The organism is Rhodopseudomonas sp. G2_2311 (assembly GCF_047501505.1).
In the GTDB taxonomy this organism is placed as follows: domain Bacteria; phylum Pseudomonadota; class Alphaproteobacteria; order Rhizobiales; family Xanthobacteraceae; genus Rhodopseudomonas; species Rhodopseudomonas palustris_H.
Genome location: NZ_JAZDRK010000002.1, coordinates 269,832 through 290,386, shown reverse-complemented (window position 1 = coordinate 290,386; position 20,555 = coordinate 269,832). Strand labels below are relative to the sequence as shown.

The following is a 20,555-nucleotide window of genomic DNA, read 5'->3' as shown; positions in this document are numbered from 1 at the left end:
GACCAACACGAAGATTGACGCCGATGCGGCTGCAGAAATCGACGATGTGTGGACTGTACGCCGTGCTCGAACTCGCGGCGAATCCGGATCGTCAGGTTTCGGCCGGCGACATCGCCGACAAATACGACATCTCGCTCAATCATCTGGCCAAGGTTCTGCGCACCTTGGTGCGGGCGCGGCTGATCGAATCGGTGCGCGGCCCTGGCGGCGGCTATCGGTTCGCCGGCAATCCCAAGCGCGTCACCCTGCTCGATATCATCGCGCTGTTCGAAGACACCGGGCTCGATCTGCAGGAGGCCGCCTCGGACGAGCATGAAGAGAGCCGGGCGCTGCACAAGGTTCTGCGCGACATCGACGAAATCGCGATGACGACGCTGCGGTCGGTATCCATCACCTCGCTGCTCAAGGTGATCGACACCGAACGCCGCAAGGTTGAGCGCGGTCCGAACGGTGCCTCGACCCGGCATTCGTCGGCCGGACGGGCGTAGCCCTCAACCGGGCTTTCAGGCAGCGCCGTTTTGCGGCGCAGCCGATCTCACGAATGCAGCTGCTGGTACTTGTCCTGCAACTGCTCGGGCGTCTCGCGCCAATCCGGATTGGGCACGATGCAGTCGGCGGGGCAGACAAGCTGGCACTGCGGCTCGTCTTCGGCGCCGACACACTCGGTGCAGCGGAGCGCATCGACCGCGTAGATCGTGTCGCTGGCCGAGATCGCCTGGTTCGGACACACCGGCCGGCACGCGTCGCAGGCCGTGCAGTCCTCGTTGATCATCAGCGCCATGTCGTCCTCCCGGTTCAGCCCAACACGCCCTCGCGCAGCTTGAAGCGCTGGATCTTGCCGGTCGCCGTCTTCGGCAATTCGGCGACGAACACCGTGCTGCGCGGATATTTGTACGGCGCCAAGCGATCCTTGATGAAAGTCTTCAGTTCGGTCTCCGACAGAGTCTGACCTGGCCGGGCCACCACATAGGCCTTCGGCTTGGTCAGGCCGTGCTCGTCGGCGACACCGACCACGGCGGCTTCAAGCACGCCGGGATGCTGCACCAGCGTCGCTTCGATCTCGAACGGGCTCACATAGATGCCGCTGACCTTCAGCATGTCGTCAGTGCGGCCCGCATAGGTGTAGGAGCCGTCGTCGTTGCGGACGTATTTGTCGCCGCTCTTGGTCCAGCCGCCCTGAAAGGTGTCCCGGCTCTTGGCCCGGTTTCCCCAATACATCGTCGCCGACGACGGACCGTGAATGTAGAGATCACCCGGCTCACCGTCGGCGACAGGGCCACCGCCGTCGCCGCGCAGCTCGATCTGATAGCCCGGCACCGGCCATCCCGTAGTGCCGTAGCGCACCCGGTCCGGCAGGTTCGAGAGGAAGATGTGCAACATCTCGGTCGAGCCGATGCCGTCGACGATGTCGATGCCGAAATGACGCTGGAACCGCTGCCCGATCTCCGCCGGCAGCGCTTCGCCCGCCGAGGATGCGAGCCGCAACGCCACCTGGTCGCGCGACGGCAGGTTTGGCGCGGCCAGCATCCCGGCGTAACCGGTGGGCGCGCCGTAGAACACGGTCGGCTTCACTCCGCCAACACCGCCCAGCCAGCGCTTGAACACCGCGTCCGGGGTCGGCCGCTCGCCCATCAGCAGCGTGGTCGCGCCGACCGTCATCGGAAACGTCAGCGCGTTGCCGAGGCCGTAGGCGAAAAACAGTTTTGCCGCCGAGAAACAAACGTCGTCTTCGCGCAGATGCAGCGTGTGGCGGCCGTACAGCTCCGACGTCCAGTACGGATTGGCGTGGGTGTGCACCACACCTTTCGGCCGCCCGGTCGACCCCGACGAATACAGCCAGAACGCCGGATCGTCCGCCTGGGTGGCGGCGGGCTTCTCCAGCGGAGCCTGGGCGCCGACGAACGCGGCGAAATCGACCTCGCCCGGCTCCAGCGGCGCCGCGGGGTGCGAGACGATGACCCGCTGCACCTCGTGATCGCTCTTGTTCAGCGCCGCCTTGAGCACCGGGTGCAGCGCGCCGCTGACCAGCACCGCCTGGGCGCGCGAATGCTCCAGCATGTAGGCGTAGTCATCGGCAGTGAGCAGCGTGTTGACCGCGACCGGGACGATGCCTGCGTAAATTGCGCCGAGAAACGACACCGGCCAATCGGTGCCGTCGAGCATCAGCAGCAGCACGCGCTCTTCGCGTTTGACGCCGATCGCGCGCAAGGCAGCTGCGAGCTGACGCGCCTTTACTTCGAGCTGCGCAAAGCTCAGCGACGAGACGTCGTCGACGAACGCCGTCTTGTCCGGCCGCACGCGGTTGGTCTGCAGCAGATGTTCGGCGAAATTGAATTTCTCGGGTGGCGGCGGGACCGCTGCGGCATTCATGGTTTCCTCCTGATCGCCTTTATGGTTGTCCGGAAGCGATCTTGACGCCGCTTTCCGCTCGCCGGTTGTGAATGTCGATATCGGCATCCACCCGGCTTCAGGCTGATCGCAATTATCAGGCGGCGTGGGCCATGTCGGCAAGCCTCTTGTGACGGAAGGCTCCCCACAGCGCTGCGCCGATCGCCCCGGCATAAATCGCGTCCGGATGGCTCTCGATCGCGACGTCGACCTTGGCCTTGACCACGGCGTCTTTCATCGCCTCGACCAGCCCGGCGTCGAGTGCCAGACCGCCGGTCATCTGCACCGTGCCATCGAGGCTACCGAGGGTCTTAAGCAGCTTGGCCAGCCGGTCGGCCATCGATTCATGGATGCCGCGCAGAATGTTCGGCGACGAAATCCCACGCGACACCATGTTGATGACGTCGGTCTCGGCCAGCACGGCGCAGATGCCGGAGACTTTCTCCGGATTGTCGGCACGCTGCGACAGCGAACCGATCTCGTCCTGCGCGATGCCGAGATAGCGGGCGATGTTCTCCAGGAACTGCCCGGAGCCCGAGGCACATTGACTGGTCATCTTATAGGCCAGCACCTTGCCGCGATCGTCCATGCGGATCGCCCGGCCGTGCAGCGCGCCAGTGTCCAGCACCGCGCGGCTGCCCGGATTGAGATAGATCGCGCCGCGGGCATGCGTCGTCATCGAGTAGAAGTGGCCGGTGTGGAAGGTGAGCGCCTCGCCCTCGCCGGTGGTGGCACAATAGGCGACGTCGGCACGCGCCAGCCCCGTCTCTTTCAGCAGATCATCGTAGATGTCGCCGGCGAGCTTTAAGGGATCGCGCTGCCGCACCCGCTCGACCCGCTTACCGAGGCAACGCTCCTGGTCGCCCTCGACCGCGAACGCCACCACCTTGATGGCCCCGGTCCCGACATCGATTCCCGACGTGATGGTCATCGTTTCCTCCTCAATAGTCCGGCCGGACGTTCGATCAACCAAGCGCCCACCACTCACGCCGCGACGGCGCGGCGGGCGAATTCGGAGGCGCCGAGTGCGCCGGTGTAGATCGAATCCGGATTGATGTTGATCGTCACCTCGCCGTAGTTCTCCTGGATCAGCTTGCGCAGCTCGCGCACCGCCGCCTCGTTCTTGGCGACGCCGCCGGTGAAGGTGAACTGATCGGTGACGCCGCCCGAGCGCGAGATGATCGAGATCGCCCGCAGGATGATGGCGCGGTGCAGGCCGGCGAGAATGTCCTCGCGCTTCTCGCCGAGCGACAGCCGATCGCGCAGTTCGGCGCCGGCGAACACCGTGCAGGTCGAGTTGATCCGCGCCGGGCGATTAGACTGCATCGCCAGCGGGCCGAGCTCATGCAGCCCCATGTTCATCTCATCGGCGATGTAGCCGAGATAGCGGCCGCAGCCGGCAGCGCAGCGATCGTTCATCTGAAAATTCTCGACGATGCCGTGGCCGTCGATCTGAATGCCCTTGGTATCCTGCCCGCCGATGTCGAGCACGGTGCGCGTGCCGGGATACATCATGTGGGCGCCGAGGCCGTGGCACAGGATCTCGGAGCGAATATGCTCCTTGGAGAACGGCAGCGTCACCCGGCCGTAGCCGGTGCCGACCAGATAGGTCTCCTCCAGCTCGATCCCGAGCGCCGATTCGATCATCGCGGCGAAATCGCCTTCGCCATCAGCCGCGTGCGAATCCGCAGCCAGCATCCGCGCCACGGCACGGCGAAACTTGTCGCTGAGGTCGCCGCCCGGCGGCCGGTTCTCGACCTCGATGATCGACTTGTCGTAGGCGTTCAGCACCATGTCGAGGGCGATGCCCATCTCGCGGGCCACCGCTTCGGCGTGGACATGAAACCGCGAGCCGGCGATGTCGCGGAAGAAGTCCGACTTGCGCTTGGCGCCGGGGGCATAGAGCGAGGCCGCCTCCTCCCGCAGCCGGGCGAAGATGACGTGCAGCGCCTCCTGCAGCGGGCCGGCAATCGACTTGAAGCGATCCGCCTCGAGCTGGCGATGACACGTCTCCTCCAGATCGTCGAGCTGCTCGAGAAACTGAATTAGCCGGAAGTTGCGCTCCAGCGCCGCCAGAAACTCGGCGCTGTGGTCGTGGCCGGCCTCGCCGACATGCAGAGCCCGGCGGAACAATGTGAAGCGGGCGTCGATCCGCGCCTCTTCGGAGGCGACGCGCGCCGCGGTGGCGTAGTTCGAGCGAGAATTGGTGATGCCGCGCCCGATCACCTCCTTGTTGTCGTCCATCAGCACCGCCTTGGTGGTGGTGGAGCCGAGATCGATTCCAACGAAAGTCCGCATCGTTGTGCTCCTCAGGCGGCGCCGCGGAAGCCCGCGCGCTTCTGTTCGATCATCTGGAAATAGCTCTCCAGCCGGTTCTTGACGTTGGCGGCCGAGAAATAGCGCGGGTCGACCAGATCGGTCTCGATAAACGCCGCCGGCTTGCCGGTGCGCTTCTCGACCTCGCGCATCATCAGGAGCTGGCCGGCGGAGAACGAATTGCAGCTCTTGATCGAATTGATCAGAAGGCCGTCCGCTTGGTATTCGTTGATGTAGTTCTCCAGCATGTCCGCCCGCATCGGCAGATTGCGATTGGTGTAGACGTTGAGGCAGTATTCGGCGAGCGACTCCAGCGGCCGATCCGGATCGTGGCGGAAGCCGTAATCATAGGTGCCGCCGACCTTGGTGTAGCTCGAGGCGACGACGACCGCGCCTTCGTCGTAGAACATCTTCCAGAACTGGCGAAAGTTGGTGTAGTTCGGCGGCCCTTCCACCACCAGGCGGTAGCGCTCCTGCCCCATGTCGCCGTCGGGCGTCACCGGCCCCTTACCCTGCGCGATCCGCTGTTCGACCTCGGCGCGCAGGAACTTGTAGTACTCGATCGCGTCGTCGGTGCCGCGGAAGGCGCCGAAGATCGGCCCGATGTAATAGATCCCGCCGAAATAGGCGTCGATCGGCGACGGCCTATGCTTGGCCGATTGCAGCACCCAGACGTGATCGTCCTCGGCCTTGGCGGACTTGCGCAAATATTCGCGCAGCCGGTCGATGTCGAATTTGACACCTGAGATCCGCTCCAGCTTCGGGATCACGTCTTGCCGGAGCTGCTTGACCATATAGCTGATCATGTCCTTGGTGATCCGGCCGTCGGCCAGATACGGCGTCTGGAACATGATGGTCTCGCATTTGTACTGCCGGCGCAGCAGCTCAAACCATTTCATGAAGGTGAAGCAGCCGGTGTAGGACAGCAGCAGCACGTCCGGATCCGGCAGCGGCTTGCCGTTCGGGCCGATATTGCCCTTGGCCATCATGCCGATATCGGATTTGACGTAGGTGCAGACGTCCTCGGAATGACCGAGCTTTTCCGCCTCCATCACGTAGCCGCCGCTTTGCCGCCTCAGCCCGTTCTGGATCGCGTTGACCTCCGGCAGGTTGTTGACCATGTCGAAGCACATCAACAGCTCGTTGAGATTGCCCGGCACGAAGGTCGCGGCCACCTTCTCGCCGCGCTCCCTGGCGCTCGCGAGGCGATCGTAGTGGGCGTTGACCATCTGCTTCTGCCGCGCCATCGACGCGTCCTTGATGGCTTCCGGCGGCTTGGTCTTCGGTCCGACGATGACGGTCATGCTCCGCTCCACAATTTGATCGAATCGGCGAAGGTGCCGGCCTGCTCGCGGATCGGCTGCATCTGGCCGGAGTTCTCGGCGTATTTGAATGCGATCTGTGGGATGCCGTGGCTCTTCAGCACCGCTTGCAGCATCGGCCGCTCCAGCAGGCCGGGATCGCAGAACGACGTCATGGCGAAGATCACGCCTTCGGCGCGGTTCTTCCGCACGCTGTCGACCAGATACAGCCCCTTCTTGGCCTCGTCCGGCTCGTATTTCGGCGGCGTCGATTTGGAATCGTGCAGATAGGCGCGGGCGAGATTTCGCAACGGATCGCCGTCGAGCGCGACGTCGGAATTCTCCCAGCGCGTCACCAGAATGAAGTCGTCGTCGACAATGTAGCAGCCGGACAGCTCGATCGACTTGATCAGGTTCAGCGGCGGCTGCTCGCAGAACATGCCGCAGATCACAACGCGCGAATTATCCTTGATCGGCCGCTGCTGCAGCCGCACTGCCGCCAGGTAATCGGTGAGCATCTGGTTGTGCTCCTCGACCGGGATCACCATGCCGGCTCGCAGCAGCAAATAGAGTTCCGCCGACGGCACGTTCCACGGCTCGTCGGCGCGCAGTTGATACAGCGCACGGACCAGCCGGCGGTTGTCGTTGAACACCGCGATCGAGGCGCGGATCGCATCGGAGGTGATCGGCTTGCCGGTAAGGCTCGACAACCATTCGCAGGTTTCGCGCAACTCGCTGACATAGAAATCGCCGCCGAGATCGTCGTCGAAATTGTGCGGCAGGTCGATGTAGCGCGCGCCCTTGGACGGGAACATCAGCTTCCACATCCCCGACAGATTGCGGATCACGTCGCAGATCGAGGGGAACATCATGCCGTCGACGAAATCGAGCCGGCCGGAGACGCCGAGCTCGATGGTCGAACGCGGAATTCGGCAGATGTAGCTCTGATAGTAGGCGTCGCCGTGGATGACTTCGAGCTGGTCGCCGCCACCGAAGATCCCGAGCGGCAATCCGCCGGCGGCGTGCACCAGTTCGCGGGGAGCGTAGTAGGGCAGAAAGCCGACCACGATGCGGCCGGGCTCTGCGGCCTTCCATTCGCGGGCGGCAGTGAAGCTGAGGTCGGAGAACAGCGCCTCGCAACGGGCGATGATGTCCGCCGTGGTGTGATGCGGCCTGTCGAGCATGCCGGTCGTCCTCCCTGCCCGGCGGCTCTGCCGGGGTCGCGCTGCCGGCCAATTTTCGGTCCGGCGATTTAAACGTAATCTAGTATTGGAATGCGGAAATTAATTTGATGCGGATCAAATTTGGCGATGGAGAGCCGACATGCGACGGACGGCGCTCCGCCGCCGCGAGGCTCAGATGTCGATCGCGATCTTGCCGAATTGGCTACCGGATTCGAGATGATCGAATGCGGCGCGGATATCGCCGAGTGGATAGTGCAGATCGATCGGCGGCGTCAGCTTTCCGGCATCGCACCAGGCGATCAGCTCGGAAAGCTCACTCGGGTTGCCCAGGGTCGAGCCGAAGATCTGAAGCTGGCGGATGAATACCCGGCGCAAATCGGCCGGAGGCTGATCGCCGATCGTGGCACCGCAGGTCGCGACCCGCCCGCCGCGCACCAGCGATTTCAGCGCCGCGCTCCACATCGCGCCGCCGATATTCTCGATCACCACGTCGGCGCCGCGGCCGCCGGTCAAGTCCATCACCGCGGCGGGGATCTTGTCGGCCGGCGCATCGATCACCGCATCGGCGCCGAGCGCCCGGGCCCGCGCCAGCTTGTCGGCGCTGCGTGAGGTCGCCAACACACGGGCGCCGGCGGCCGCAGCAATCTGCATCGCCGCGAGCGACACGCCGCCACCAACCCCGAACACCAGCACGGTTTCGCCCGGCTGCAGCTTCGCCTTGGTGAACAGCATCCGCCACGCCGTGAGATAGTTCACGCCGAGCGCCGCGGCCTGGGCGAAATCGAGCCGGTCAGGGATCGGCAGTGCATTTCCGGCCGGCACGCAGACATACTCGGCCATGGTGCCGTCGCGATGCTCGCCGAGCAGGCTCATCTTGGCGCACAGCACCGGCTCGCCGCGGCGGCAGAATTCGCAAGAACCGCAGACAATGCCCGGATACAGCGTCACCCGCCGCCCGATCACCTCCGGCGTGTCCGCCTCCTCGATCACGCCGGCCCCATCCACCCCCATGATCTGCGGCAGGCTGTGGGTGATGCCGGCGCCGCTGTCGCGCATGTAGAGGTCGACGCGGTTGACGGTCGCGGCGCGCATCCGCACCAGCACTTCACCCGGGCGGCGCTGCGGCGTCGGGCGATCGTCGACCTCGATCACCTCGTTGCCGCCGTGACCGGTCATGAATGCCGCCTTCATCGCCTCCGCCCCCTGGTCTTGTTATCGCTTCCACCCGATAGACGTTGGATGACGCCCGCGCGCCTTGACCAAAGTCATTCCAGTTCCGTCGCCACAGCTTCGCCCGCAGCGCCATCGTCGAGACGCTTCATGTTGTCGAGGATCTTGAGCAGGTAGTGCAGCGTGTGGGTGACATCATTGATCGAAAAATCGCCGAGCACTTCGCCGTAATACGCCCGGATCTTCGGCTGCGCGAGCACCTCCCAGACGTGACGCCCGGACTTGGTCATCGTCACCAGCCGTGAGCGTCGGTCGCGCTCGTCTGGAACGACCGCGACATGACCGTCGCGCTCCATTCGTCCGATCAGACCAGTGAGGTTCTGCCGGCTGACCATCAGATAGCGAGCCAGATCGCCGATGCTCATGCCGTTCGCCACAGCGGGTCGCGACAGCGCTCCGAGCACCGCCCATTGCTGCGTCGTCAGCCCCTCGGCTTCGACCGCCCGCGTGCCGGTTTTATGCAACATATTTGCGCATTGATAGAGACGAAAGAACAGCCGGTTGGCCAACTCCATCTTCGCATCCGCAGCATTATCGGCACTCGTGCGCTTATTTGCCATCATCGACCATCTTGACGCATCCGCAAGGCTGACTAAATATAGCAATATATTGTCCTAGTTGCCAGCTTCGACCGCGGGCTTCCTGGGGAAAAAGAGATCAGAATCAAAGAGGAGCGAGCGAGGATGGCGCGGCTGCAGAACAAAACGGCGGTGATCACGGGTGGTGGCGGCGGCATCGGCGGGGCGACGTGTCGCCGGTTTGCGCAGGAGGGTGCCAAGGTCGCGGTGCTCGACCTCAATCTCGACGCCGCCGAGAAGATCGCCGGCGAGATCCGCGCCGCGGGTGGCGCGGCCGAAGCGATCCGCTGCGACATCGCCGACCGCAAAAGTGTCGACGCCGCGATCGCGACGACGGCGGACAAACTTGGGCCGGTGGACATTCTGGTCAACAACGCCGGTTGGGACATCTTCAAGCCGTTCACCAAGAGCGAGCCGGGCGAATGGGAGCGACTGATCGCCATCAACCTCACCGGCGCGCTGCACATGCATCACGCGGTGCTGCCCGGCATGGTCGAGCGGCGCTACGGCCGCATCGTCAACATCGCCTCTGACGCAGCGCGCGTCGGCTCGTCGGGCGAAGCGGTGTACGCCGCCTGCAAAGGCGGCCTCGTCGCATTCTCCAAGACCCTGGCACGCGAACACGCCCGCCACGGCATCACCGTCAACGTCGTCTGCCCGGGGCCGACCGACACCGCGCTGCTCGCCGGCGTGACCTCCGGCGCCGCCAATCCGGAGAAGCTGATCGAAGCCTTCACCAAGGCGATCCCGCTCGGTCGGCTCGGCAAGCCCGACGATCTGGCCGGCGCGATCGCGTTCTTCGGCAGCGATGACGCCGGCTTCATCACCGGCCAGGTGCTGAGCGTCTCCGGCGGCCTGACGATGAACGGCTGAGCCCAATCAACAATAACGGGAGGATTCCGATGCAGTTCGAAGACCTGATCTATGAAATCCGCAACGGCGTGGCGTGGATCATCATCAACCGTCCGGACAAGATGAATGCGTTCCGCGGCACCACCTGCGACGAGCTGATCAAAGCGCTGTACAAAGCCGGCTACGACAAGGACGTCGGGGCGATCGTACTGGCCGGCGCCGGCGACCGCGCCTTCTGCACCGGCGGCGATCAGTCCACCCACGACGGCAATTACGACGGTCGCGGCACCGTCGGGCTGCCGATGGAGGAACTGCACACAGCGATCCGCGACGTGCCCAAGCCGGTGATCGCCCGCGTCCAGGGCTATGCGATCGGCGGCGGCAATGTGCTGGCGACGATCTGCGACCTGACGATCTGCTCGGAGAAGGCGATCTTCGGCCAGGTCGGCCCGAAGATGGGCTCGGTCGATCCCGGCTACGGCACCGCGTTCCTGGCCCGCATCGTCGGAGAAAAGAAGGCCCGCGAGATCTGGTACATGTGCCGGCGCTACTCCGGCAAGGAAGCCGAGGCGATGGGGCTGGCCAATCTCTGCGTGCCGCACGAGGAGCTCGACGCAGAGGTGCAGAAGTGGGGCGAGGAACTGTGCGAGCGGTCACCGACCGCGCTCGCCATCGCCAAACGCAGCTTCAACATGGACACCGCGCATCAAGCCGGCATCGCCGGCATGGGGATGTACGCGCTGAAACTCTATTACGACACAGAGGAATCGCGCGAAGGCGTCAAGGCGCTGCAGGAGAAGCGTAAGCCCGAATTCCGCAAGTACATCAAATAACCGCTCTCCCGCCGACGACGGCGCCGGCAACACCGGCGCTCGAATTCTCAAGGAGGGCGAGGCATGAATCCATATTTGAATGAAGACTTCGTGGCGCTGGCCGCGCAGGCCCGGCGGTTCGCCGCCGACCGGATCGCGCCTGGATTTCAGGAGCGCGACCGGACGCGGGTGCTCGACCGCGGTTTGATGAAGGCGATGGGCGAAATGGGCTTCATCGCGCCCGAACTGCCGGAAGCTTGCGGCGGGCTCGGCATGGGCAGCCTCGCGGCCGGCGTGATCCACGAGGAGATCGCGCGCGCCGACCTCAGCATGTCCTACGTCAATCTGCTCGCCTCGCTGAACGGGCAGATCCTGTCGCAGCACGGCCAGCGCGAGATCGTGCAGCCGTGGCTGACGAGGCTGATCGCCGGCGACGCGCTGTTCGCAATCGCGCTGACCGAACCGCGCGGCGGCTCGGATGCGGCGAACCTGCGGCTGCGGATCGAGCGCGACGGCGACGACTACATCGTCAATGGCGAGAAGACCTCGATCTCCGCGGCCGATCAGGCCGACGCCGCGGTGGTGTTCGGCCGCACCGGCTCGATCGAGTCCGGCGCTCACGGCGTCACCGCGCTGCTGATCCCGATGGACCTGCCCGGCATCACCCGCAACAGGTTCGACTGCCACGGCCAGCGCGCGATCGGCCGCGGCTCGCTGTTCTTCGAGAACGTGCGCGTCCCGGCCGCGCATCGGCTTGGCGACGAGAACAAAGGCTTCGTCCAGGTGATGCAGGGCTTCGACTTCTCCCGCGCACTGATCGGCCTGCAAGTGCTCGCCGTCGCCCGCGCCGCGCTCGAGGAAACCTGGCCGCATGTCGCCGAGCGGCAGGCGTTCGGCAAACCGCTGTCGGCGTTTCAGGGCGTGTCGCATCCACTCGCCGATCTCGACACCCAGGTCGAGGCCGCGCGACTGCTCTGCCTGCAGGCGCTGTGGCTGAAGGACCACGGCGCCCCGCACAGCGCCGAGGCCGCAATGTGCAAATGGTGGGCGCCGAAACTCGCTTACGACGTGATCCATCAATGTCTGCTGATGCACGGCCACGGCGGCTATGACCGCGGCCCGATGGAGCAGCGGCTGCGCGACGTGCTCGGCTTTCAGATCGGCGACGGCACCGCGCAGATCATGAAGACGATCATCGCGCGCCACCGCGCCGGCCGCGCCGCAGTGCCGGCCTGAGCGGGGGGGCACCGCCAAGACATTCTGCGTCCATAACTAATAACTAGTCCGGGGGGAAACATGGAGTTCGACGCCGTTCTGCTGCCGCCACGCCGCGCCGCGAGCATTGCCGCCGGCCTGTGGCACGACCGCACCATCAACGACGACCTCGACGCCTGTGTGGCGCATTGCCCCGACAAGGTCGCACTGACAGCGGTCCGGCTCGACGGCGGCGCGGTGCGCCGCTTCAGCTACCGCGAGCTCGCGACGCTGGCCGATCGCGTCGCGGTTGGCCTCAGCCGGCTCGGCGTCGGCCGCGGCGACGTCGTCGCGATGCAACTGCCGAACTGGTGGCAGTTCACCGTGCTGTATCTCGCCTGCTCGCGGATCGGCGCGGTTCTCAACCCGCTGATGCCGATCTTCCGTGAGCGCGAGCTGTCGTTCATGCTGAAGCACGGCGAAGCCAAGGTGCTGGTGGTGCCGAAGAGCTTCCGTGGCTTCGATCATGAAGCCATGGCGCGCGGCCTGCAGCCTGATCTGCCGGCGCTTCGAACCATCGTAGTGGTCGATGGCGGCGGCGCGGACGATTTCGACACGCTGCTGACCACGCCGGAATGGGAGAAGCAGCCGGACGCCGCGGCAATCTTGCAAGGTAGCCGTCCTTCTCCTGACGACATCACACAACTGATCTACACCTCCGGCACCACCGGCGAGCCGAAAGGCGTGATGCACAGCGCCAACACGCTGATGGCCAATATCCTGCCCTACGCGCAGCGGCTCGCGCTTCGCGAGTCCGACGTGATCCTGATGGCATCGCCGATGGCACACCAGACCGGTTTCATGTACGGGCTGATGATGCCGATTATGCTGCGCGCCAGCGCGGTGCTGCAGGACATCTGGGATCCGGCGAAAGCCGCCGAACTGATCCGCGCCGAGCGCGTCACCTTCACCATGGCGTCGACGCCGTTCCTCACCGATCTGACGCGCGTGGTGAAGGAGAGCGGCGAGCCGGTGCCCAGTCTGAAGACTTTCCTGTGCGCAGGCGCGCCCATTCCCGGGCCGCTGGTCGAACAGGCTCAGGCAGGTCTCGGCGCCAAGATCGTCTCGGCCTGGGGCATGACCGAGAATGGCGCGGTGACGCTGATCAAGCTCGACGACGATGACAAGCTCGCCTCGACCACCGATGGCTGTCCGCTGCCCGGCGTCGAGGTCAAAGTCATCGACGGCGACGGCAAGACGCTGCCGCCGAACCAGATCGGCCGGCTGGTGGTGCGGTCGTGCTCGAATTTCGGCGGCTATCTGAAGCGGCCGCACTGGAACGGCACCGATGCCGATGGCTGGTTCGACACCGGTGACCTCGCCTACATGACGGCCGACGGCTACATCCGGATCAGCGGCCGCAGCAAGGACGTCATCATCCGCGGCGGCGAGAACATCCCGGTCGTCGAGATCGAGGCGCTGCTCTACAAGCACCCCGCCGTCGCCCAGGTCGCGATCGTGGCCTATCCGGACGAACGGCTCGGCGAACGCGCCTGCGCCGTGGTGGTGCCGAAGACCGGGGCGAGCATCGACTTCGCCGCCATGGTCGAGTTTCTCAAGGCGCAAAAGCTGGCGCTGCAATACATCCCCGAGCGCCTCGTGGTTCGCGACGCGATGCCGGCAACACCGGCCGGCAAGATCCAGAAATTCCGGCTGCGCGAGATGCTGCAGCAGGACGATCTTTAAAGCGCACACCGACCACGGAGCACGACCTTGTCGTCCAATCCCATTATCACCGAAACCCAAGGCCGGGTCGGCATCATCACGCTCAATCGGCCGGAAGTCCTCAACGCGCTGAACGACGCGCTGATGGATGCGCTCGGCGCTGCCCTTCTGACGTTCGACGCCGACGACGGCATCGGCGCGATCGTGATCGCCGGAAATGCCCGCGCGTTCGCGGCAGGCGCCGACATCGCCTCGATGGCGGCGTGGAGCTATAGCGACGTCTATGGCTCGAACTTCATCACTCGGAATTGGGAGACGATCCGCCAGGTGCGAAAGCCGGTGCTGGCCGCGGTGGCCGGCCTCGCCTATGGCGGCGGCTGCGAACTGGCGCTCGCCTGCGACATCGTGATCGCCGGCCGCAGTGCGAAATTCGCGCTGCCGGAAATCAAGCTCGGCCTGCTGCCCGGCGCGGGCGGCACGCAACGCTTGCCGCGCGCGATCGGCAAGGCAAAGGCGATGGACATGTGCCTGTCGGCACGGCCGCTCAACGCCGAAGAGGCCGATCGCTACGGCCTGGTGTCGCGCGTGGTCGATGACGACAGGCTGCGCGACGAGACCGTGGCACTGGCCACCACGATCGCGGCGTTCTCCGCCCCCGCCCTGATGGCGCTGAAGGAAAGCCTCAACCGCGCATTCGAAAGCACGCTCGCCGAAGGCATCCTGTTCGAGCGCCGCGAGCTGCATGCCCGCTTCGCCAGCGCCGACGCCCGCGAGGGCATTCAAGCCTTCCTCGAAAAACGCGCACCACAGTTCACCCACCGCTAGGCGGTGCGGCGCCGCCTCGTCATTTCAGATAGCTGGCAAGATTGAGGCTAAAGATCTTGCCGATCGCCGAATACGACGCGGTGAGTTGCGACTGGTAGGTCGATAGTTCGGCGGTGACCGCAGCGACGTCAACGCTGGTCAGGTCACTCGCCAGCGTCGAGGCGAAGCTCTTGTAGTCGCTCTGCCGAGCGCTGGCGTTCTCGATCGCGGACGCCGCGTTTCCAAGTCTCTCCTGCACCGAGGCTGTCGCATCAAGCGCGGAACTGGCCAGATCGAGCGCCGTCGCAATCTGGCTGGAGGACAACGACGAACTGTTGGCCACATAGCGCAGCACGCGCATCACCTGCTCGAACGCGGAGTTGTCGGCATTGACGCCGTAGGCCACCGACTGGTCGGCGCTGACCCGGACGGACGTGGTCGCGTCGTCGCCGACGTAATAGCTGGTGTCGGCAGTGGTGGTGCTGCCGGCACTCGAGGCAAAGCTGCTGAGATCGACCGGCGGCGTCGATGTCTTACTGCCGGCAAACACGTATTGGCCGTCGTACTGCGTATTCAGCAGCGACCCCACCTGCTGCAGCATCTGCTGCGCCGAGCTGATCGCCGAGGTCGCTTCAGTGGTGCTTCCAGTCGACGCCGCACTGAGCTGCGAGCGGAGCTGGGTCACGATGTCGGCGATCGAGCCGGCCGCCGAGTACATCACCTGGACTTTGCCACCGGCCAGCGTCGCCGCATCGATGTAAGACTGCGCGCGAGTGACCCCGACCTGCAGATTGACGACGTGCTGGGCGTCAGCGCCGTAGCCGGCGAAACTCTCCGACTTCACGCCCGAGGCTTCCTGGATCTGCAGCTCCGCCATCCGCGACTGCACCCGCAGCGCGTCTGCGATCATCTGCCCGGACTGCGCGAAGGTCGCGACCCGCATCACCGTCATGCGCCGGCTCCAGCGTCAGGTCGAGCTCACGGCGCTGACCAGCGCGGTGAACATCGCATTGATCGCCTGGATCAGTTGCGAGGCGGCGGTGTACTTATTCTGCAATTCGCTGAGCCGCGCCGACTCTTCATCGAGATTGACGCCGGACTGCGACGACAGCGAACTGGCGTAGGTCGATTGCGCAGCCTCCTTGGCGCTGTAGGTCGAGGACGCCTGCGACGCTTTCCCCGCGACGCTGGAAACGATGGTCGAGGCGAAGTCGGCAAACGAGCCGGTGACGGCCGCCAGCCCCCCCACCGCTTTGAAGCTGGTCGATCCGGTCAGCACATCGTACAGCGCATTGGCAGCGCTGGCGCCATCGGACGACAGCACCGAGCTGCCGATGGTGAGCGTTGCCGACGACGACAGTGTCGCCAGCGACAACGACGTCTTGCCGGACAGGATATCGCTGCGGACCGCGATGTCCGAGGCCCCGGTGGCGGTGACGAGATCGTTGAGGCCGAAATAGTCGGAGAAGCTTTCACCGGCGCTGCCGACCGAACTGGTGAGCCCTGCAATCGAAACGCCTGTGTTGGACGCGGTCGTGGCGATCTTCAGGTGCCCGCTGGAATCGATCGTGGCCGACAGCCCGGACACGCCGTTGATGGCGCTCACCAGATCACCCACACTCGAATAGGACGACAAATCGAGATCGCTATAGGAGATCAACTTGCCGCTGGAGTCGGTGATCGCGAGACGCACCGAGCCCGTCGCGGACAACGCGTCCGAACTGCCGGCCGTGGCGGGACCGGTCAGGCTCGCCGGCGGCGGCAGCGTGGTCTGGCTGTTGGACACGGCATTGAGGCTGGTCGCAAGCTGCTGAGCCAGTTCGTCGAGTTGCGATTGGGCGGCCGGTAGCGTCTGGTCGCGCAGCGTCACCAGTGCACCGATTTTGCCCGACGTGATCTGCGATGTGACATCGACGCCATTGAGCATGATGCCGCTGAAGCCGCCGCTGCTGTAGCTGGTCGCGGCGCTGACGCTCGCCGTCGTGGTGTAGCTCAAGGGATGCGCCGTGCTGTCGACCAACGCCTGACCGGTCGCGGTATAGACCTGCAGATCGCCGTTGGACGCGGTGTAGTAGCTGATGTTCATCTGAGACGACAGATCCTGCAGCGCGGTGTTGCGCTTGTCTTCGAGATCCGCCGTCGACTGACCCGCGGCCGCCGCCTGTTTGATCGCCGCATTCAGATCGGCGATCTTCTGCACATCGTCGTTCACCGAGCTGACCGCCGAAGCGATATCCTGGTCGGCGTTGGACCGCAATTTCTGGATGCCGCTGGAGGTCTCGCGCAATTGCGACGTCACGCTGTCGAGCGCATCGACCACATTGGACTGCAGCGCCGAGCTGGTCGGCGTGCTGGCGAGCGACGACAACGCCGATTCCAGCGATGCCAACGTATTGGCGAGCGAGGTTCCGGTCGAGGTACTCGTCGCACTGGTCGAAGATCCGTAGAGCTGCTGCAACGAGGTCAGGTAGCTGTTGGTGGTGTCGGCCGCGCCCAGGCCCGAATTCGCCGCGATCAGCGATTTCAGCAGCAGCTTGTCGACCGAACTGGTGATGCCCGTGACGGTGACGCCGGTGCCGACCCCGCCGGTGACGCTGCTGGCCTGACCGGCCGTCTTCTTGGTGTAGCCCGTCGTGTCGGCATTCGAGATGTTCGCCGAGGTCACTGAGATCTGGACCTGCGTCGCCGCGAGGCCGCTGAACGCGATGCTGCGGGCGATGTTAAGCGACACGCGAGCCTCCCTGGGCTTGGATCAGGCGCGAAGGCTGGTCCCGCACGACACCGCCCGGGCGGTGCGCGTCCCGGCGGCGCCATACGGCGCATTGCCGGCCAGTTGCTCGCGGATCGCCTGCATCACCGCCTCGATCCGGCGATTACTGGCTTCGATCGCCGCGCGCAGCCGCATCAAGTTTTCATCCATCGCGCCACGGAGCTGAAGAATCCGGTCGAGCAATCTGTCGCGCAGCTGGCGGTTCTGCACCTGGATCGCCCCATTGCCGCCAGTGCATTCAGCCACCCAGCGCTCGAACAGCTCGGCGAGCCGCGCCTTCTCGTCGACCTGCTTCAGCCGCGACGCGGGCAATCCTTTGGCGAGTTCGACATTCTCGTCGTCGATCACCAGGATCAGGTCATCGATCAGCGCGATCATCGCCAGCGCGCGCTCATCGCTCACCGGGGAAACCGTGGGGGTGCCAATCTGTGCCATCTTCATCATTCCCGTTGTTCGAATTCAGTGACGCCGCACGGGTGCGCCTGCCCTGCGCGCATAGGCCGTGATCGCCGTGGTCCGCGTCGTCGCGCGGGCCATCTCGCTGCCGACCCGCTCCCGGCCTCGGACGAGTTCACGCTTGATCTTCTCGACCTCGTCCAGCAGCGCGACCAGTTGGCCGCGATCGCCGCGGTCCACTGCCTGCGACAGCAGCTTGAGCCGTGCTAGCCGGCTGAGCAGCAATTCGAGATGCGTCTCATCGCTGACGGCAGTGACCATGGCGGCTACCTCATCGCGGAGATCAGGGTGTCGAACATCTTGTTCACCGTCGTGATCACCTGCGAGGCTGCCGAATAGGCTTGCTGCGCCGAGATCATGCTGGCGAACTGGCTCGAGGTGTCGGTGGTGCTGGATTCCAGTTCGCTGCCGTAGATTTTGCCTGCCCCGTTGCTGCCGGAGGTCTGAACCGATGCATCGCCAGACGCCGCAGTCGCCGAGTAGATACCGTAGCTGTTCACCGAGAGGCCGTCGGGATCCTTGAAGGTCGCGACTGCGATCTTGTAAATCGCGATGGTCTGTCCGTTCGAATAGGTCGCATTGACCGTGCCGTCATCGCCGACCGCGATGCTGCTCAATTTGCCGTAAGGCAGACCGTCGGATGAAATGCTGGTGACGTTGATGGTCGGCGTCGCTTCACCCGATGCATATTGGGTAAGGCCGTTGGTCTTACCGACCGTTCCCAGGTCGAGCGAGATCGTGCTGTCTGCGGCACCGTTGGTCCAGCCGGACACCGAGATCGTCGGCGGACTGGGGCTGGTGGACGCGAGCGAGCCATCGCTGTTGAACGTCAGCGACACCGAGCCGGAGGTGGTACCGGTGGTGGTGCTGGTGCTCGACGACAGCGTCGGATTGGCGAAGCTTGCCGTCCAGGCATTCGACGCCGTCTTGGTCCAAGTCACCTGGATCGAGTTGGCGGTGCCGAGCGAGTCGTACACCGTCATCGAGCTCGAATAAGTCGCGCCCGTCTCCGCATCCGCCGGCAGATTGGCCGCGAAGGTGGTCTTGGTGGTGGCGCTGCCGCTGGTCGCGGCCACGTTGGTGTTGATCGGCGACAGCGTCGCCGACGATGCGTCGCCGACGATCTTGCCGTCGGCATCGGTGCGCCAACCTTCCAGGTAATAGCCGCTATTGACCAGATAGCCGGCGTTGTCGATCGAGAACGCGCCGTTTCGGGTGTAAGACGTTGTGCCGCCCGAAGTCTGGTCCGACACGACGAAAAAGCCGGAGCCCTGGATGGCAACATCGGTCGCATTGCTGGTCGCAGCCAGAAGTCCCTGCTGGCTGATGTTGGCGCGCCCCGCCACGGTGACGCCGCCGGATGCGTAGGACGTCGCGCTGCTCGACGCCGTCACCAGCTGACTGAACATCGCCGAGGTGGTTTTGTAACCGGTGGTGTCGGAGTTGGCGATGTTGTCGGAGATCATCGACAACGATTGGCTTTGCGCGTTGAGCGCAGATATCGCCGAGGAAAGCGCGCCGGTGAGACTCATGATACTACTCCGGCGGCACTCAGGACGAAACGCCGATGATGTTGCTGGCGCTGACCGACACGCCGTTGACGAGCAGGGCCGGCGTGCTCGACGAGGTGTCGATGCCGGTCACGGTGCCGCTCACGGTGGAATATTTGTAGACGGAGTTGCCGGCTGAATCGGTCGCGGTGACCGAGATGGTGTATTGGCCGCCATCGGCGAGCTGGGTACCGCTCGAATTCTTGCCGTCCCAGGTGAAGCTGTTGGAGCCGGCGTTGCCGGAGCCGGTGCCGCTCCATACCGTGTTGCCGGATGAGTCCTTGATGCTGATCGACACATCGGAGGCCGCTGACGACAGCGTGTAGCCGAAAGTCGCCGAGCCGCCCGTCAGCGTCGCCGTGTCGGTCTTCGCCTCGACTGTGTGGCCGATGTAGTTGACGGAATTCAGCGTCACCAGGCTGGAGAACGAATTCGCCAGCGACGTCATGCTGGAGTTGATCTCCTGCTGCTGGCTGAAATTGGCATAGGAGGTGAGCTGATTGATGAAATCGGTCGTGCTGGTCGCGTTCAGCGGATCTTGGTTTTGCAGTTCGCTGACCAGCAGGCTGAGAAAATCGCTCGAGCTCAGCGACGAAGACGCCGAACTGGTCGAACTCGTCGTGCTGGTCGTGGTGGCGGCCGTCGATACGGCGCTGGAGATCGTGGTCATGGCGCAGCCATCCTGTCTTCGCCGGATGCGGCGGAGGACTCGGGTCGTGTGGTGATCGTCGTTGTGGTGATCGCGAGGTGGTCTGCTGATCAAACGGGCGAGGCGGCCAAATCAGGCGCGCGTTCGCGGCGGCAGAACGATTTGATTGCTCGGCAGAATTTGCCTGTAGCAGGACGTGACGGAGCTGCGCCGGCACGATCAGCATGCGTACGAGGCGGCAAATGACGATACGCGCCGCTGACGAAGCGGCGCAGCATCTGGATCAGTTCAAAGACGTTGGATGAATTGGAGCGCCGACTTCATCGCCGCGCTGGCTGATTCGGAGGCAGCTCATTGGAATGGTCGCGCCAGAATCAGGCGGAGCAACAGAGCGTGCTTAGCCGTGGGGAGTCGCGGGCTCGGAGGGAGCGCGATCGTCGGCAGGCTCGGTCTTGGCGGTTGTCTTGGCCGTTTCGGCGCGCATCGCAGCCGCAACGATCCGGTCGGCGAGGCCCGCCGGGGCCCGAACCGGCGGCGCGGACAGCGCCTCTCGGACGGCACGCGCCTGGGCCAGCAGAGCGCGCGCGGCGGCGGACTCCTGCAGCAATCTCTCCGCGGCGAGACGCCGATCATCGGGCCAGCGGGAAGGATCTTCCCCCAGCCGATCGATCAGGTCTTCGAGTTCCGCAACGTCCATGCTGTGCTCGCCGAGGGCTACCACCTCCCTCTTAAAGCAATTGCGTGCC

The 20,555-nt window shown here is 64.7% G+C and carries 21 protein-coding genes; 6 read left to right on the top strand and 15 right to left on the bottom strand.

Translation table 11 applies throughout. The features are described from left to right. Window positions 1-23: 23 nt before the first annotated feature. Window positions 24-488, top strand: a complete 465-nt coding sequence (locus VRZ08_RS04305; protein ID WP_414531679.1) for an Rrf2 family transcriptional regulator — start codon at window positions 24-26, stop codon at window positions 486-488. Window positions 489-535: 47 nt separating this feature from the next. On the opposite strand, the gene VRZ08_RS04300 is transcribed toward VRZ08_RS04305, so the two are convergent. From VRZ08_RS04300 to VRZ08_RS04265, 8 genes are all read right to left on the bottom strand, one after another. Then, window positions 536-781, bottom strand: coding sequence for a YfhL family 4Fe-4S dicluster ferredoxin (locus tag VRZ08_RS04300; RefSeq protein ID WP_011156229.1), 246 nt, complete (start codon window positions 779-781; stop codon window positions 536-538). Window positions 782-795: 14 nt separating this feature from the next. Further along, complete coding sequence (locus VRZ08_RS04295; RefSeq protein WP_414531678.1) at window positions 796-2,370, bottom strand: benzoate-CoA ligase family protein; 1,575 nt, start codon at window positions 2,368-2,370, stop codon at window positions 796-798. A gap of 115 nt (window positions 2,371-2,485) precedes the next feature. Further along, entirely contained in the window at window positions 2,486-3,319 is an 834-nt protein-coding gene (gene bcrD, locus VRZ08_RS04290) for a benzoyl-CoA reductase subunit D (protein WP_414531677.1), read from the bottom strand. A 53-nt stretch (window positions 3,320-3,372) separates the two neighbouring features. Then, window positions 3,373-4,686 (bottom strand): benzoyl-CoA reductase subunit A, encoded by a 1,314-nt coding sequence (bcrA, locus tag VRZ08_RS04285; protein WP_414531676.1) that lies wholly within the window; start codon window positions 4,684-4,686, stop codon window positions 3,373-3,375. 11 nt (window positions 4,687-4,697) lie between these two features. Then, window positions 4,698-6,008, bottom strand: a complete 1,311-nt coding sequence (gene bcrB, locus VRZ08_RS04280) for a benzoyl-CoA reductase subunit B (protein WP_414531675.1) — start codon at window positions 6,006-6,008, stop codon at window positions 4,698-4,700. After that, window positions 6,005-7,189, bottom strand: a complete 1,185-nt coding sequence (bcrC, locus tag VRZ08_RS04275; RefSeq protein WP_414531674.1) for a benzoyl-CoA reductase subunit C — start codon at window positions 7,187-7,189, stop codon at window positions 6,005-6,007. The genes bcrB and bcrC overlap by 4 nt, the downstream gene beginning before the upstream one ends. Window positions 7,190-7,360: 171 nt before the next feature. Further along, window positions 7,361-8,380 carry a zinc-binding dehydrogenase gene (locus tag VRZ08_RS04270; RefSeq protein ID WP_414531673.1) on the bottom strand — a complete coding sequence of 340 codons (1,020 nt, stop codon included), beginning with the start codon at window positions 8,378-8,380 and terminating at the stop codon, window positions 7,361-7,363. Window positions 8,381-8,454: 74 nt separating this feature from the next. Then, a complete protein-coding gene (locus VRZ08_RS04265; protein ID WP_414531672.1) occupies window positions 8,455-8,982 on the bottom strand; it encodes a MarR family transcriptional regulator in 528 nt (175 codons plus the stop codon). 120 nt (window positions 8,983-9,102) lie between these two features. Here VRZ08_RS04265 and badH point away from each other — a divergent pair, with 120 nt between their 5' ends. From badH to VRZ08_RS04240, 5 genes are all read left to right on the top strand, one after another. After that, window positions 9,103-9,870, top strand: coding sequence for a 2-hydroxycyclohexanecarboxyl-CoA dehydrogenase (gene badH / locus VRZ08_RS04260; RefSeq protein ID WP_414531671.1), 768 nt, complete (start codon window positions 9,103-9,105; stop codon window positions 9,868-9,870). A 29-nt stretch (window positions 9,871-9,899) separates the two neighbouring features. Beyond that, window positions 9,900-10,682 carry a 2-ketocyclohexanecarboxyl-CoA hydrolase gene (gene badI, locus VRZ08_RS04255; protein ID WP_414531670.1) on the top strand — a complete coding sequence of 261 codons (783 nt, stop codon included), beginning with the start codon at window positions 9,900-9,902 and terminating at the stop codon, window positions 10,680-10,682. Between the two features lie 63 nt (window positions 10,683-10,745). Next, window positions 10,746-11,897: a cyclohexanecarboxyl-CoA dehydrogenase gene (gene aliB, locus VRZ08_RS04250; protein ID WP_414531669.1), complete on the top strand. Its 1,152-nt coding sequence runs from the start codon at window positions 10,746-10,748 to the stop codon at window positions 11,895-11,897. Between the two features lie 60 nt (window positions 11,898-11,957). After that, complete coding sequence (gene aliA, locus VRZ08_RS04245) at window positions 11,958-13,601, top strand: cyclohexanecarboxylate-CoA ligase (protein ID WP_414531668.1); 1,644 nt, start codon at window positions 11,958-11,960, stop codon at window positions 13,599-13,601. Between the two features lie 27 nt (window positions 13,602-13,628). Continuing rightward, complete coding sequence (locus VRZ08_RS04240) at window positions 13,629-14,405, top strand: enoyl-CoA hydratase-related protein (protein ID WP_414531667.1); 777 nt, start codon at window positions 13,629-13,631, stop codon at window positions 14,403-14,405. Between the two features lie 19 nt (window positions 14,406-14,424). Here VRZ08_RS04240 and VRZ08_RS04235 read toward each other — a convergent pair whose 3' ends face one another. The 7 genes from VRZ08_RS04235 to VRZ08_RS04205 all read right to left on the bottom strand — a co-directional run bounded on the left by VRZ08_RS04235 (window position 14,425) and on the right by VRZ08_RS04205 (window position 20,506). Next, on the bottom strand, window positions 14,425-15,336 hold the full coding sequence (locus tag VRZ08_RS04235; RefSeq protein ID WP_164571027.1) for a flagellin: 912 nt from the start codon (window positions 15,334-15,336) through the stop codon (window positions 14,425-14,427). Between the two features lie 15 nt (window positions 15,337-15,351). Further along, window positions 15,352-17,115 (bottom strand): flagellar hook-associated protein FlgK, encoded by a 1,764-nt coding sequence (gene flgK / locus VRZ08_RS04230; RefSeq protein WP_414531666.1) that lies wholly within the window; start codon window positions 17,113-17,115, stop codon window positions 15,352-15,354. A gap of 21 nt (window positions 17,116-17,136) precedes the next feature. Next, the gene (locus tag VRZ08_RS04225) at window positions 17,137-17,589 is read right to left on the bottom strand and encodes a flagellar protein FlgN (RefSeq protein WP_119017501.1); all 453 of its coding nucleotides are present in this window, start codon (window positions 17,587-17,589) and stop codon (window positions 17,137-17,139) included. 24 nt (window positions 17,590-17,613) lie between these two features. Then, window positions 17,614-17,871, bottom strand: coding sequence for a hypothetical protein (locus tag VRZ08_RS04220; protein WP_414531665.1), 258 nt, complete (start codon window positions 17,869-17,871; stop codon window positions 17,614-17,616). Window positions 17,872-17,876: 5 nt separating this feature from the next. Then, on the bottom strand, window positions 17,877-19,142 hold the full coding sequence (gene flgE, locus VRZ08_RS04215; protein ID WP_107354134.1) for a flagellar hook protein FlgE: 1,266 nt from the start codon (window positions 19,140-19,142) through the stop codon (window positions 17,877-17,879). A 19-nt stretch (window positions 19,143-19,161) separates the two neighbouring features. Beyond that, a complete protein-coding gene (locus tag VRZ08_RS04210; RefSeq protein ID WP_107354133.1) occupies window positions 19,162-19,830 on the bottom strand; it encodes a flagellar hook assembly protein FlgD in 669 nt (222 codons plus the stop codon). Window positions 19,831-20,206: 376 nt separating this feature from the next. Further along, complete coding sequence (locus VRZ08_RS04205; RefSeq protein ID WP_107346408.1) at window positions 20,207-20,506, bottom strand: hypothetical protein; 300 nt, start codon at window positions 20,504-20,506, stop codon at window positions 20,207-20,209. Window positions 20,507-20,555: the final 49 nt, after the last annotated feature.